Source organism: Corallococcus exiguus, from assembly GCF_009909105.1.
In the GTDB taxonomy this organism is placed as follows: Bacteria; Myxococcota; Myxococcia; order Myxococcales; family Myxococcaceae; genus Corallococcus; species Corallococcus exiguus.
The window spans coordinates 647,192-660,290 of the sequence record NZ_JAAAPK010000003.1 but is presented as its reverse complement, the minus strand read 5'-3'; the positions used below and the strand labels follow the sequence as shown (position 1 = coordinate 660,290).

Sequence of the window (13,099 nt, the reverse complement as noted above, 5' to 3'; positions counted from 1 at the left end):
GAGGCTACCGCAAGGGCTGCGTCGGCGTCGCGCTGTCACCGGAAGTGGGCGTCTCCTCGCGAGGGCGGCGGCGCAGGGCCCGGTAGACGAGCGGCGCCACGGCCAGCAGCGCCTGCGGCACCAACGACAGCGCATCCGGATACAGGCCCAGCATGTCCACGTAGATGAAGCGCACCGGCACCAGCGGCAGCGCGCCTACCTCCTGCAACGAGTGGATGCCCTTGCCCAGCAGCATCACCGCCGTCACCACCATCACCACCGTGGAGAGGTTGAAGAGCGTCTTCATGGGCAGCCGGTAGCCCATGCGGTTGATGAAGAGCACCAGCACCGCCAGGGCCACGATGCCGCCCACCACGCCCCAGACCACGCCCGCCGCGGAGTCCACCGCCAGGCCCTGGAGGAAGATGGCCGTCTCGAAGCTCTCACGCAGCACGGACGTGAACGCGATGACGAACAGGCCCACCGTGCTGCCCCGGCCCAGCGCGCCCTGCATCTTCTGGCGCAGCTCGCCCATGAAGTGGCTCACGTTGGCGCGCGCGTTGAGCCACAGCGCCGCGTACAGCAGCATGCCCACCGCCACCAGCGCGGTAATTCCCTCCAGCCACTCGCGCTGCGCGCCCGCCAGCAGCTTGCGGCCCACGATGTACGCGAGGGCACCCGCGATGAGCGCGGACACCCAGCCCGCGTGCACCACGCGCACCTGGTCCATGGCCTTCATCTTCTTCAGCGCGGCCAGCAGCGCCGTGACGATGATGGTCGCCTCGAAGCCTTCACGCAGCAGGATGAGCAGCGTGAGCCACGCCACGGACAGTAGGTCCGTGGTGCTCCCGGTCGTCTTTCGCGCCTGGTCCAACAGCGACAGCAGTTCACGCCCCTCGTCTTGAAGGTGCGGGCTCTTGCGCTCCGCGGCGAGCCGCGCCTGCATGAAGGCCTCTTCCAGCTTCTGGGTGAGCTCCGGATCGCGCCCGCGCAGCTTGGGCTCCACCGGCTCCAGGCCGTTGAGGTACGCGTCCAGGAGCGCGTTCTTCGCGCCCACGTAGTCGCCCTCCGCGCCCATGCGCATCGCGTGGCCCACCGCCGCGCGCGCGTTGAGCAGCACCTTCTCCTCGTCCGCGTCCGGCATGTTCTGGCGCAGGCACGCCACCTTGTCCGCGCCGAACGTCTTCGCCAGCTCCGCGTCCGTGGACGTGGCCAGCCGCTCCAGCGACACGTTGGGCGGCTCGCCCTGGCACGGCGGCTGGCGCAGGGTGAAGACGAAGAAGGCCAGCGACCAGCGGTCGTCCTCGGTGAGCGTGGGGAAGGCCGGCATCGCCGTGCCGGGCACGCCGAAGCTGGTGGTGTTGAAGGCCTTGTAAGGCGTGAGCCCGTCCTCCATCAGCTCCGGGTCGTGGAAGTTCGCCGGCCGAGGCTCCATGTTGGCCGCGATGGCCACGTCCGCCTTGCCCTCCACGCCGTGGCACGCCGTGCAGTTGGCCTGGAACAGCTTCTTGCCGTGCTCCAGGTCCGGAGCCACGCGAGGGCTGCGCGCCAGGCCACCCGCCAGCACCAGGCTCTCCACCAGCTCACCGCAGTCGCGGCTCACGCCCTCCGGGTCCTTCGCCTCGTTGACGCGCGCCTGGATGGCCTCCACGCGGGGCACGAACGTGGCCGCCGCCGGGCCCAGGTCCTTCGCCGCTGACAGTGCCTCCGCCGCGAAGCTCTTCTGCTCCGTCAGCTCGAACTCCGACTGCGACGACACCGCCGCCGGATAGTCCGCCTGGAGGTACTGGAGGATGCCCACCAGCCGGTGCCAGGTGCGCCCCTCGTCGGTGGCCGGAGCTTCAGCCCGGGCAGAAGAGGACAGCGCGAGCAGCAGGCACAACGTGAGGGAGGCGGCGTGTTTCACGGCCGTCTTCTACCAACCACGTCACGGGTGTTCAATTCTGCGAATCAAGATCAATTTATGAGACCCCCCTCAGGAACCGAGGGGGGCACACGGGTCAACACCCGGGGTGTTCCCGGGGACGACTCAGCGCTAATCGAGCTCGCAGTACTGCGGGTACTGCCGGCACGGATAGCAGGCGCCGCCCGGGCCGAAGTAGCAGACCTCACCGGCGGGACAGATTCCGCTGTCCGGGCAGAGCCGCAGCTCCTGCTCCTGCGCCCCCAGCTCCGCGGCCGTGCCTTCCTCGATGGGTCCGCCACAGCCCGCCAGGCCCAGCGCCGCGAACAGCCCCAGTCCACGAACCAGACGACGACGCATGCACGCTCCTTCGGTGAGAGGAACCCGCACGGTAAGTCAGCCAGAGAACGCCAGGAATAAGGGCTAGCCCTGACGCTCGTAGGTGAAGAAACCGAAGGGCAGGTCACCCTCCGGGTATCGGTCCTCCTCCACCAACCTCCATCTGCCGAGGTCCACGGATGGGAAGAAGGCGTCGCCGGGGACGTCCCGTTCGAGGCGGGTGAGGTAGATCCGCTGCCACAGCGCTTGTGTCTGCGCGTAGATGTCCGCGCCGCCCGCGATGAAGACCTCGCTGTCGCCGCGCGCCTGCTCCAGGGCTTCGTCCACGGAGTGGGCCACACGGACACCTGCCGGAGCGGCCCAGTCGCGCTGGCGGGTGAGGACCACGGTGGTTCGGCCGGGCAGGGGACGTCCGATGGAGTCGTACGTCTTGCGACCCATGACCAGGGTGTGGCCCATGGTGAGGCGCTTGAAGCGGGCCAGGTCCGGCGGCAGGCGCCAGGGCAGGGTGTTGCCCTGACCGATGACGCGGTTCGCTGCCATGGCGACGATGGCGGAGATGCTCGGGCTCATACGGCGACGGGCGCCTTGATGGCGGGGTGCGGGTCGTAGCCTTCCAGCGTGAAGTCCTCGTAGCGGAAGGCGAACAGGTCCTTCACGTCCGGGTTCAGGCGCATGCGCGGCAGGGGGCGCGGTTCGCGCTTCAGCTGCTCCTGCGCCTGCTCCACGTGGTTCAGGTACAGGTGTGCGTCACCAATAGTGTGGATGAACTCGTGCGCGGTGAGGCCCGTGGCCTGCGCCACCATCATCGTGAGCAGCGAGTACGACGCGATGTTGAAGGGCAGCCCCAGGAAGATGTCCGCGCTGCGCTGGTAGAGCTGGCAGGAGAGCTTCCCGTCGGCCACGTAGAACTGGAACATCACGTGGCAGGGCGGCAGCTTCATGGAGGGCACGTCCGCCACGTTCCACGCGCTCACCAGGTGCCGGCGCGAGTCCGGGTTCTTCTTCAGCCCGTCCACCAGTTGCCGCATCTGGTCTACGTGGCCGCCGTCCGGCGTGTTCCAGGAGCGCCACTGGTGTCCGTATACGGGGCCCAGGCTTCCGTCCGCGGTGGCCCACTCGTCCCAGATGGTGACCCCCACCTCCTGGAGCGAGCGCACGTTGGAGTCACCCCGGAGCATCCACAGGAGCTCATGGATGATGGACTTCACGTGGAGCTTCTTCGTCGTCACCAGGGGGAAACCCTGGGTGAGGTCGAAGCGGAGCTGGTGGCCGAAGAGGCTCAGCGTCCCCGTGCCGGTCCGGTCGCCCTTCTTCGTCCCATGCTTCAGGACGTGCTCCATCAGACTCAGGTAAGGCTGCATGGGCCCCTTTTTCCCTAGGAGGGGTCGGGCAGGCGAGCAAAATATCGGCCGCTGTCCACCCGCGCACGGCGTCACCGTGTCGCATCGTTAAACAAGGGCTGCGATGAAGATCTACACGAAGACCGGCGATGCAGGAGAGACGGGCCTCTTCGGCGGCGGCCGCGTGGCGAAGGACGACGCGCTGGTGGACGCCTACGGCGAGGTGGACGAGCTCAACGCCACGCTGGGCCTTGCTCGCACGTTCCCGCTGCCGGCGGACCTGGAGCACTTCCTCCAGCGCATCCAGGACCAGCTCTTCACGGTGGGCGCGGTGCTGGCCACACCGCCGCACACCAAGGCGGCGGCCCACATCCCGGAGCTGCGCCCGGAGTGGGTGGAGGAGATGGAGCGCCACATCGACCGCTACGAGGAGGAGCTGCCGAAGATGACGCACTTCATCCTCCCGGGAGGCTCGTCCGCGGCCGCGGCGCTGCACCTGTCCCGCACGGTGTGCCGCCGCGCCGAGCGCCGGGTGGTGACGCTGCTTCGCGAGGACAAGGCCCCGCCCGCCGTGGCCATGTACCTGAACCGCCTGTCGGACCTGCTCTTCGTGGTGGCCCGGCTGGTGAACTTCCGCGCCGGGCTGCCGGACGTGAAGTGGATCCCCGAGAAGCCGACGAAGTAAGCCGTGTACGCGACACAACTGCCCACTGCCCGGCTCCGGCAGCTCGCCCAGGACGTGGGCTTCGACCTCATCGGCTTCGCCCGCGCGGAGCCCATTCCGCCGTCGTCGCTGATGTCGTGGCTGGAGGCCGGCTACGACGCGGACATGGACTGGATGGGGTCGCGCGCGGAGGAGCGGCTCGACGTATCGGTGCTCCTTCCGGGCGCGCGCACGGTGCTGTCCTTCGCGAACAACTACTGGCGGGATGATGAGCCCTCGCAGGGCTCGCCCATCGCGCGCTACGCGAGGGGCCGCGACTACCACTCCACGCTGCGCGACCGGATGAAGGCGTTCCGGAAGACCATCAACGCCTGGTACCCGGGGCTGGGCACCTACGGCGGCGTGGACAGCGGGCCGATGATGGAGAAGGTCTGGGCCGCTCGCGGCGGCCTGGGCTACGTGGGCAAGAACGGCTGCCTCATCACGGAGTCGCACGGCTCGTGGGTGCTCCTGGCCACGCTCATCCTGGACGCGGAGGTGGACGCGTACCCGGATGGACCGGTGGCGGACCGTTGCGGCTCCTGCCGGCGGTGTCTCATGGCGTGTCCCACGGGCGCGCTGGTGGGCAACCGGCAGGTGGATGCGCGCGCGTGCCTGTCGTACCAGACGATTGAAAACCGCGACCGTGACGTGCCGGAGGCGTTCCGGCTCAAGTTCGACAACCTCATCTTCGGCTGCGACATCTGTCAGCAGGTGTGCCCGCTGAACCGCAAGCCGGTGTTCGCGGAAGACGAGCGCTTCGTGCCCCGCGCGGTGGCGTCGCTGGGCACGCTGGAGCTGGCGGGGCTGACACCCGAGCAATACAAGGAACTCATTCCAGGCACGGCGCTGGCGCGCGCGCGGTACGACGGTTTGAGGCGCAACGCTGTGTATGCACTCGGCGTCGCACGGCAGGTGCACGCCCGGCCGCTGCTCGAAAAACTCAGCGGCGACGACAGCGAGCTGGTACGCAGCGCCGCACGATGGGCGCTTCTGCAACTGGAGCCGTGACGCCGTCCTCCGCGACGCCGCCGCTCGGGCGGGTGTACGCGGCGCTGACGGTGCAGGTGCTGATCAGCGCGGGCACGTACCTGGCCGCCAAGCGGGCGATGACGGAGCTGTCGCCGTTCACGGTAGTGCTGTGGCGCTTCCTCGTCTGCGGCGTCGCGTTCGTGACGCTGCTAGCGGTGACGCCGGGGCCCAAGCTGCCGCCGCGCCATGCGTGGCCGCGCATCGTGCTGCTGGGGTTGATGGGCGGGCCGGTGAACCAGACGTTGTTCTTCTCCGGCCTGTCGCGCTCCACGGCGGCGCACGCGGCACTGTTCTACGCGCTCACACCGCTGGGCGTGTACGTGGCCAGCCTGGTGCTTGGACGGGAGCGCGCGTCCACGCGGACGACGGCGGGCATCCTCACTGCATTGGTGGGCGTGGTGGTGCTGCTTCTGGGCCGGGGACTCGCGAGCGCGCGGGGCACGCTGGGGGGAGACCTGCTCATCCTCGCGGCGGTGGTGGCGTGGGTGGTCTACACGACAGAAGGAAAGCCCCTGGCCACCGAGCATGGACCGCTGCGCGCGACGGCCTGGACCATGACGGTCGCCACGGTGTTGCAGCTGCCGCTCGCCCCATTCGTGCTGGAACCCGAGGCGCTGTGGGCCTCCAGCGCCGCGGCGAAGGCCTCCATCGTGTACGTGGGGCTGATGACGTCGGTGGTGGCGTACCTGCTCTGGTCCTACGCGCTGTCGAAGGTGCCCGCGTCGCGCGTGGCCATCTTCTCCAACCTGCAGCCGGCGGTGACGGCGCTCGTCGCGTGGCTGTTCCTGGACGAAGCGCTGCACTGGGAGCTGGCGCTGGGTGGCGCGCTGGTGCTCGTGGGCGTGCGGCTGACGCAGGGCGCGCCGGTGAAGGCCGCGCCGGTGGTGGTGCGCGCGGGCTGAAGCACGAAGCCCCCCGAAGGCAGGATGCCTCGCGGAGGGCCTCTGGCTGCGTGCTGTGCGGGAGACGGCGTCAGTCGCCGTTGGGGTCCCACTCGGAGATGTCCTTCCGGGCGGGCTCCGCCGGAACGGTGGGACGCGGCGGCGCGATACGGGGCGGCGGCTCCTTCTTCGCCACCGGCGGAGGCGGAGGGGCGGGCGCGTCGTCGTCGTCCGAGCGGCTCGGCTGCACGGGCTCGGCTACCACGGGCTTCGGCTCGGGCTTGCGCGGGGGCGGATCCGCGCGGGGCGGCGGCTCCGCGAAGGCGTCAATGTCCGGGGCCTCCGAGCGACGGGGCTCCGGGTCGGGCGCCACGGCCGGAGAAGGCGGGGGCGGCGTGCGCTCCGGCTCCCGAGCCTTCGCCGGGACGGCCGCCTGCTGCCGCCCGTTGTTCCTCGCGGGCTTCTCGTCCGACGCGCGGTAGCCCGTGCGCTCCGGGGGCGGCTCCGGCGGATCATCGTAGGAGTCGCGCACCGGCCTCGCGCGCGGCTGCTTGTTCTCCTCGTCGCCGAAAGGATCCTCCTCGCGGCGGCGGTCCTTCTCCTCGATTTCGCGCAGCTTGGCCGCTTCCGTCTTGCTCGTCCGGCGCTCGGGCGCGGCCTCCGGTGCGTCCGGCGCCCGGTTGTTCACCGCGTTGAACTGGCGGGTGCACTGGGTGCGCTTGTCCAGGCAGCTGTCGAAACAGCGCGTCAGCTTCTTGATGGCGGCGCCGTTGCCGCCGTACTCGATGGTGCAGTCCTCCTTGCACATGGTGGCGTCCTCCTCGCATCCGGGCGGGACGGGACCGGCCAGGGCAGGGGTTCCAAACAGGAAGCTGAGGACGACGAGGCGCGGAAGAAGACGCATGGCAAATGTGAAAGCTACCAGTCTTCCGAGCTTCCTGGGCGAGCCCCCCGCGATATCGTCAGGCCTACGCCCGGCGACCGGGCGAGAGGAGACGCATGGCGGCGGTCAAGGTGGGCATCATCGGGGGCCAGGCCCTCTACCAGGCCCTGGGACTCCAGGGGCGCGGCGAACACCTCTCCGTGGAGACGCCCTTCGGGCCCCACAGCGCCCCACTCATCGCCACGGAGCTGGACGGCGTCCCCATCCTCTTCGTCTTCCGCCACGGTCAGGGTCACGTCCACAACGCCACCCGCGCCCCCTACCGCGCCAACCTCTTCGCCCTGAAGACGCTCGGCGTCACCCACGTCCTCGCCACCGGCACCGTGGGCAGCCTGCGTGACTCCATCCAGCCGCTGCACCTGGCCCTGCCGGATCAGGTCATCGACCGGACCTACCGCCGCCCCTGCACGTTCTACGACGACGTCGCCGTGCACGTGGAGCTGGCCCAGCCCTTCTGCGCCACCCTGCGCCAGACGCTCATCGACGCGGCCCCCAAGAGCGATACGACGAGCGACACGGAGGTGCACACCTCCGCCACCTACGTCTGCATCGAGGGCCCCTCCTTGAGCACCCAGGCGGAGAGCCAGCTGTACCGCACGTGGGGCGGGGACCTGGTGGGGCTCACCGCCATGCCGGAGGCGCGGCTCGCCCGCGAGGCGGAGCTGCACTACGCCCTCATCGCGCTGCCCACCGACCACGACTCCTGGCGCTCGCAGCCCGTGGGCCAGGAGCCCGAAGCGCTCCTGCCGCAGTTCACCCAGCGGCTGGACGCCGTCACCGCCCACGGCGCCGCGCTCCTGCGCCGCGCGCTGCCCCGCATCGCGAGCACGCCCACCACCTGCCGCTGCGCCAGCGCGCTCGCGCTGGCCATCTTCACCGACCGCACCCGCATCCCCGCGGACGTGAAGAGCCGCCTGCGCCCGCTGCTGGGCCGCTACCTGCCCTCCGGGCTCGTCTAGCGTTCAACACCCGGCACGTCGCCAGCGCCTCTGACCGTGAGCGCTCGGCCGCCTGCCTGCTGCCGAATGCCCGGACCGACCCCACATTGGCTCCCCACAGACCCGGAGGGGGAAGCACATGGGGCTGCCACGGCTCAAGTACCTGACGTGGAGGGAGTTCGCGCGTCGCTTCTGGAAGGAGATTGAAGAGGACACCGTCACCGACGTGGCGGCGCAGCTGTCCTACTACTTCATCTTCTCCCTGTTCCCCTTCCTGTTCTTCCTGGTCACTCTGGTGGCGTACATGCCGTTCGCGCCCGGCGCCGTGGACGCGATGATGGAGCGCATCCGCCCGCTGGTGCCCGGCGACGCGCTGGGCGTGGTGAGCCAGCACCTGACCTCCATCGTCGGGGAGACGCGCCCCAGGCTGCTCACCGTGGGTCTCGTCGTGGCGCTGTGGACGGCGTCACGCGGCGTGGATGCCCTGCGCAAGGCGCTCAACCTGGCCTACGACGTGTCGGAGTCCCGGCCCTACTGGAAGACGCAGGGCCTGGCGCTGCTGGTCACGCTGGTGGGCGGCCTGCTGATTCCCCTGTCCTTCGCCATCCTGCTGTTGGGCGGGCAGGTGGGGGCATGGGTGGCGGACAAGCTGGCGCTCATCGACGAGTTCCACCTCGTCTGGTCCTGGCTGCGCTGGCCCTTCACCGCGGCGCTGGTGATGCTGATGCTGTCGCTCTGTTACTACCTGCTGCCGGACGTGAAGCAGCGCTTCAAGTACATCACCCCGGGCTCCGTGCTTGGCACGCTGGCGTGGCTGGGCAGCACCTGGGGCTTCACCCAGTACGTGGAGCACTTCGGCAAGTACGACGTCACCTACGGCTCCATCGGTGGCGTGGTGGTGCTGCTGCTGTGGCTCTACATCTCCGGGCTCATCTTCATCCTCGGAGGGGAACTCAACGCCATCCTCGAACACGCCTCCGCGCAGGGGAAGGCCAAGGGGGCGAGGGACTTCGGCCAGCCCGCGCCCCTGGAGCCGCCCCTCAAGACGCCCGGCGCGGCCAAGAGCGCCGCCAGCGCCCGGAAGACGCGGCTCGCGCTGTTCAAGCGCAAGCGCCGCGTGGCGGAGGGCAAGGATCCGGAGCCCCCGGGGCTCGAGCAGGACGGGAGTGACAACCCGTCCGTGCACTGAGAGCGCCGGGGACCGGAGAAGGGGTGACTACTGCTTGGGCAGCTTCGCCTGGATGGCCGTCAGCCCGCCCGCGGTGTTGCGGTCACCCTTGAGGCCCTGCTGCGCGATGATCTTCCGCAGGTGCGCGATGCGGTCCTCGTTGGTGGGGTGCGTGGACAGCCACTTGAGCACGCCCGGCGTGGAGCCCTGCTCCTTCTGGAGCTTCTGGAAGAAGGTGATGAGGCCGTTGGGGTCGAAGCCCGCGGCGGAGGAGTACTTCGCGCCGTACTCGTCCGCTTCCGTCTCCTCGCTGCGGCCGTGCGCCAGCTGCAGTCCGCCGCCCGCCAGCTGCGCGGCGATCTGCGCGGCCGTGCCCGGGTTCTGGCCCAGCGCCACCTGGGTGATGGCCTGCAGGCCGTAGGCGTTCACCATGGCGCGCGCGGAGTGACGGCCCACCACGTGGCCCGCCTCGTGCGCCATCACGCCCGCCAACTCCGCCTCCGTGTCCGCCGCGAGCAGCAGGCCCGTGTACACGTAGAGGAAGCCGCCCGGCGTGGCGAAGGCGTTGACCGTCTTCGGGTCATTGATGACGTTGACCTTCCACTTCACCCCGGAGCGGTCCTTGTTGGCCTGCGCGAGGATGGGCCCGGAGATGCCGCGGACGTACTCCAGCACCTGCGGGTCCTCCACGTATTTGATGTTCTCCTTCGTCTCCAGCTCCTTCTTCACCTGGAGGCCGAGCTGGTTCTCCTGCTCGTCGGAGATGAGGACACTGGCAATCGCCTTCTCCGCGCCCACGCGCTGCTTGGCGCAGCCCGTGGAGAGGCCCGAGGCCAGGGTGAGGGTCAGGAGTGCGGTGACCATCCGTTGCATGGGCGAGTCGTCCTTCTCTTGGGGGTTGGAGGCCTTCGCGGCCCGTCGTAGCCGTGCCGCCACGTTCCGGGCAAGCACCTTCCCGGCGCGCCATCCACCGGGGGACATGCACCGGAGACAGTCCGGTGGTATGCCCCGGCGCCTGGATGCCTGAACTACCGGAAGTGGAGATCGCCCGGCGCAACCTGGAGCGCTGGTTCAAGGGCCACCGCATCGTGCGCGCGGAAGCGGACCCCACCCGCGTCTTCCGGGGGGCGGAGCTGCCCCACTTCACCCGGCTCACCGGACGCGTCACCGCCCTGGAGCGCAAGGGGAAGTACCTGCTGCTCAGCCTGGAGGGCGGCCACGGCCTGATGGCCCACCTGGGCATGACGGGCAAGTTCGTGCGCCGGAAGGAAGGCGAGCCCGTCCCCCACAGCCGCGCCCGCTTCCACCTGGATGACGGCCACGTGGTCCACTTCAGTGATCCACGCCTCTTTGGCCGCATGGAGCCCGTGCCCGCGAAGGAGTTGTGGGAGCTGCCCTCGGTGAAGGCCCTGGGGATAGACCCCCTGACGGAAGGGCTCACCGGCCCCCAGCTCCAGGAGGCGGTGGGGGACTCCAAGCAGGACTTGAAGGTGGCGCTGATGGACCAGGGCCGCGTGGCGGGCCTGGGCAACATCCACGCCGCGGAGGCGCTCTTCCGCGCGGGGCTGCACCCGGCGCGCAAGCCCGGCACCCTCACGCCTGACGACTGGAAGCACCTGGCCAGGGCCATCCACGCCGCGTTCGACTTCGCCTTCAAGGAGCAGGAGGGCGAGGACATCACCTATCTAGAGGAGGCGGGCTCCGTGAACCGCTTCCGCGTCTACGGACGGGCGAACGGGCCGTGCTCGAAGTGCGGAACGACGGTGGAGTCCTTCACCCAGGGTGGGCGCACCACGCATTTCTGTCCGAAATGTCAGCCGCTCTCCATGGTTGCTGTCCGCGCGTCCCGGAAGGGGACGGCGGCGGGGAAGGGGCCGGCTTCCGCCGTCATCGGCCCGAAACCCCGATCCCGTAGACGTTGACACCCCAGGGGGGCATGGCTTGAATCGCCCGCCCTTTACACCCGGCCGCGTCATGTCGCGGCCCCGGAGACCGTTGACCATGTCTCACGTCCTGCTGGCGGCGCTGCTCGTCGCCTCGTCCACGGCCACCGCGCAGACGCCGGTGCCCGATGGTGGCACCACGCCTTCGGCACCCCAGGAGTCGGCTCCCGCCGCGGCTCCCGCGGCTCCGGCCGCCGTTTCCCCCGCCCCCACCACGGAGGGCTCCGTCAGCCGCGAGGAGTTGGAGCAGCGCCTGGAGGCCACGCGTCAGGAGCTGCGCGAGGACATCCGCGCGCAGACGGCCACCCAGGCCGTGGCCAACAATGACTGGCAGGAGGAGTGGACGGAGGAGAAGCGCAAGCTGGAGCTGTTCACGCTGGACGGCTACCTGCGCGTCCGCCCCGTGCTCTTCTACAAGTTCGACCTGGGCAAGCCCGCTCTGCCCTCCGGCACGCCCCTGGGCCGCCAGCTGTGGACGCGCTCGCCGCGCTCCGCCTCCGAGCAGACCCAGGCGGGCGCCAACATGCGCTTCCGCCTGGACCCGTCCTTCAACGTCTCCGAGGACGTGCGCATCAAGGCGCAGGTGGACGCGCTGGACAACGTCCTCCTGGGCTCCAACCCGGACAGCGCCTACAGCGGAGATGGGCGCAACAACTTCACGCTCTTCTCCGAGAACGAGTCCCCGTCCAACTCCGCCGTCAACGCGTTCAAGGACTCCGTCATCGTGCGGCGCGCGTACGGTGAGGTGACGACGCCGGTGGGCATCCTGCGCTTCGGCCGCATGGGCAGCCACTGGGGCCTGGGCATGCTGCGCAACGACGGCAACTGCCTGGACTGCGACTACGGCGACACGGTGGACCGCATCCAGTTCGTCACCGAGCCGTTCGCCGGCTGGTACGTGACGCCCATGCTGGACTTCAACTCGGAGGGCCTGTCCACGGAGAAGGCCAACACCCTGGGCGAGCCGGTGGACCTCACCCAGTCCGACGACGCGCACAGCCTGGTGCTGGCCATCGCGCGGCGCGACACCGAGCAGCAGCAGAAGGCCAAGCTGGACAACAACCAGGGCGTCCTCAACTACGGCCTGTACTTCACCTACCGCACGCAGCGGTACTCCACCCTGTCGGAGACGGGCGTCCCGTTCGACGTGGCGAACCCCTCCAACCCGATCACCGTCACCACGCCGGCGTTCGTCCCGCGCGGCGGCACGCTCTACATCCCGGACCTGTGGTTCAAGTACGAGGAGAAGAAGTTCCGCGTCGAGGCCGAGTTCGCCGCGCAGCTGGGCTCCATCGACGGGCGCGCCCTCACGGCCAACGACCCCACCACCCAGTCGCTGCGCATCGCGCAGTTCGGCGGCGTGCTCCAGTCGGAGTTCCACGTCATCGAGAACAAGCTGCACCTGGGCATCGAGATGGGCTTCGCCTCCGGTGACAGGGCGCCGGGCTTCGGCAACTACCCGGGCCGCCAGGGCTCGGGCTCGGATGGCAACACCGCGCCGGGCGACGTGGAGGGCCGTCAGTACAGCTGCGACAACGGTGGCTGCAGCGACAACGCCATCCGCAACTTCCGCTTCAACCGCGACTACCGCGTGGACGTCATCCTGTGGCGGTCCATCCTCAATGGCGTCACGGACGCGTTCTACGTGAAGCCGGGCCTCAAGTACTCCATCGCGGAGGGCTTCGACGTCTACGGCAGCGTCATCTACTCGCAGGCGTTCTACGCGGAGTCGACGCCGTCCTACATCAGCAAGAGCCTGGGCCTGGAGGCGGACATCGGCGCGCGCTACATCACCGAGGACGGCTTCGTGGCGGGCATCGACTACGGCATCCTCTTCCCGCTGGACGGCCTCAAGGACCTGAACCTGCCGGGCCAGGAGCTCAGCACCGCGCACGCCATCCGCGGCATGCTGGCCATCCGGTTCTAG

At 69.5% G+C, this 13,099-nt stretch carries 13 protein-coding genes; 7 read left to right on the top strand and 6 right to left on the bottom strand.

What is annotated here, in order from left to right:
- Positions 1-4: 4 nt before the first annotated feature.
- From GTZ93_RS14180 to GTZ93_RS14165, 4 genes are all read right to left on the bottom strand, one after another.
- Positions 5-1,885, bottom strand: coding sequence for an FTR1 family protein (locus GTZ93_RS14180; RefSeq protein ID WP_120577255.1), 1,881 nt, complete (start codon positions 1,883-1,885; stop codon positions 5-7).
- A 129-nt stretch (positions 1,886-2,014) separates the two neighbouring features.
- Complete coding sequence (locus GTZ93_RS14175) at positions 2,015-2,242, bottom strand: hypothetical protein (protein ID WP_139917985.1); 228 nt, start codon at positions 2,240-2,242, stop codon at positions 2,015-2,017.
- Positions 2,243-2,305: 63 nt separating this feature from the next.
- Positions 2,306-2,794: a dihydrofolate reductase gene (locus GTZ93_RS14170; RefSeq protein ID WP_139917983.1), complete on the bottom strand. Its 489-nt coding sequence runs from the start codon at positions 2,792-2,794 to the stop codon at positions 2,306-2,308.
- Entirely contained in the window at positions 2,791-3,585 is a 795-nt protein-coding gene (locus GTZ93_RS14165) for a thymidylate synthase (protein ID WP_139917981.1), read from the bottom strand. The genes GTZ93_RS14170 and GTZ93_RS14165 overlap by 4 nt, the downstream gene beginning before the upstream one ends.
- A gap of 103 nt (positions 3,586-3,688) precedes the next feature.
- Between GTZ93_RS14165 and GTZ93_RS14160 the strand changes: the two genes are divergently transcribed.
- From GTZ93_RS14160 to GTZ93_RS14150, 3 genes are read left to right on the top strand one after another with little or no spacing between them, the layout of a single operon-like run.
- The gene (locus tag GTZ93_RS14160) at positions 3,689-4,249 is read left to right on the top strand and encodes a cob(I)yrinic acid a,c-diamide adenosyltransferase (protein WP_120577259.1); all 561 of its coding nucleotides are present in this window, start codon (positions 3,689-3,691) and stop codon (positions 4,247-4,249) included.
- A gap of 3 nt (positions 4,250-4,252) precedes the next feature.
- The gene (gene queG, locus GTZ93_RS14155) at positions 4,253-5,278 is read left to right on the top strand and encodes a tRNA epoxyqueuosine(34) reductase QueG (protein WP_139917979.1); all 1,026 of its coding nucleotides are present in this window, start codon (positions 4,253-4,255) and stop codon (positions 5,276-5,278) included.
- Complete coding sequence (locus tag GTZ93_RS14150) at positions 5,251-6,201, top strand: DMT family transporter (protein ID WP_139917977.1); 951 nt, start codon at positions 5,251-5,253, stop codon at positions 6,199-6,201. The genes queG and GTZ93_RS14150 overlap by 28 nt, the downstream gene beginning before the upstream one ends.
- Before the next feature lie 70 nt (positions 6,202-6,271).
- On the opposite strand, the gene GTZ93_RS14145 is transcribed toward GTZ93_RS14150, so the two are convergent.
- Positions 6,272-6,988: a hypothetical protein gene (locus tag GTZ93_RS14145; protein WP_126934687.1), complete on the bottom strand. Its 717-nt coding sequence runs from the start codon at positions 6,986-6,988 to the stop codon at positions 6,272-6,274.
- A 191-nt stretch (positions 6,989-7,179) separates the two neighbouring features.
- On the opposite strand from GTZ93_RS14145, the gene GTZ93_RS14140 reads away from it, so the two are divergent.
- Both GTZ93_RS14140 and GTZ93_RS14135 read left to right on the top strand, forming a co-directional pair.
- On the top strand, positions 7,180-8,082 hold the full coding sequence (locus tag GTZ93_RS14140) for an MTAP family purine nucleoside phosphorylase (protein WP_126934688.1): 903 nt from the start codon (positions 7,180-7,182) through the stop codon (positions 8,080-8,082).
- A gap of 118 nt (positions 8,083-8,200) precedes the next feature.
- A complete protein-coding gene (locus GTZ93_RS14135; RefSeq protein ID WP_139917975.1) occupies positions 8,201-9,250 on the top strand; it encodes a YihY/virulence factor BrkB family protein in 1,050 nt (349 codons plus the stop codon).
- 27 nt (positions 9,251-9,277) lie between these two features.
- Here GTZ93_RS14135 and GTZ93_RS14130 read toward each other — a convergent pair whose 3' ends face one another.
- Positions 9,278-10,102, bottom strand: a complete 825-nt coding sequence (locus GTZ93_RS14130) for a M48 family metallopeptidase (RefSeq protein WP_120577265.1) — start codon at positions 10,100-10,102, stop codon at positions 9,278-9,280.
- A 146-nt stretch (positions 10,103-10,248) separates the two neighbouring features.
- Between GTZ93_RS14130 and mutM the strand changes: the two genes are divergently transcribed.
- Together mutM and GTZ93_RS14120 are read left to right on the top strand one after the other, a co-directional pair.
- Entirely contained in the window at positions 10,249-11,151 is a 903-nt protein-coding gene (gene mutM / locus GTZ93_RS14125; protein WP_139917973.1) for a bifunctional DNA-formamidopyrimidine glycosylase/DNA-(apurinic or apyrimidinic site) lyase, read from the top strand.
- A gap of 79 nt (positions 11,152-11,230) precedes the next feature.
- Positions 11,231-13,099: a TIGR04551 family protein gene (locus tag GTZ93_RS14120; protein WP_257979144.1), complete on the top strand. Its 1,869-nt coding sequence runs from the start codon at positions 11,231-11,233 to the stop codon at positions 13,097-13,099.

Coding starts and splice junctions, on each gene's coding strand:
- GTZ93_RS14150 (WP_139917977.1), top strand. CDS start 5,251: ATGGGCGCTTCTGCAACTGGAGCCGTGACGCCGTCCTCCGCGACGCCG.
- GTZ93_RS14130 (WP_120577265.1), bottom strand. CDS start 10,102: ATGCAACGGATGGTCACCGCACTCCTGACCCTCACCCTGGCCTCGGGC.
- GTZ93_RS14120 (WP_257979144.1), top strand. CDS start 11,231: ATGTCTCACGTCCTGCTGGCGGCGCTGCTCGTCGCCTCGTCCACGGCC.
- GTZ93_RS14140 (WP_126934688.1), top strand. CDS start 7,180: ATGGCGGCGGTCAAGGTGGGCATCATCGGGGGCCAGGCCCTCTACCAG.
- mutM (WP_139917973.1), top strand. CDS start 10,249: ATGCCTGAACTACCGGAAGTGGAGATCGCCCGGCGCAACCTGGAGCGC.
- GTZ93_RS14165 (WP_139917981.1), bottom strand. CDS start 3,585: ATGCAGCCTTACCTGAGTCTGATGGAGCACGTCCTGAAGCATGGGACG.
- GTZ93_RS14160 (WP_120577259.1), top strand. CDS start 3,689: ATGAAGATCTACACGAAGACCGGCGATGCAGGAGAGACGGGCCTCTTC.
- GTZ93_RS14175 (WP_139917985.1), bottom strand. CDS start 2,242: ATGCGTCGTCGTCTGGTTCGTGGACTGGGGCTGTTCGCGGCGCTGGGC.
- GTZ93_RS14145 (WP_126934687.1), bottom strand. CDS start 6,988: ATGTGCAAGGAGGACTGCACCATCGAGTACGGCGGCAACGGCGCCGCC.
- GTZ93_RS14135 (WP_139917975.1), top strand. CDS start 8,201: ATGGGGCTGCCACGGCTCAAGTACCTGACGTGGAGGGAGTTCGCGCGT.
- GTZ93_RS14170 (WP_139917983.1), bottom strand. CDS start 2,794: ATGAGCCCGAGCATCTCCGCCATCGTCGCCATGGCAGCGAACCGCGTC.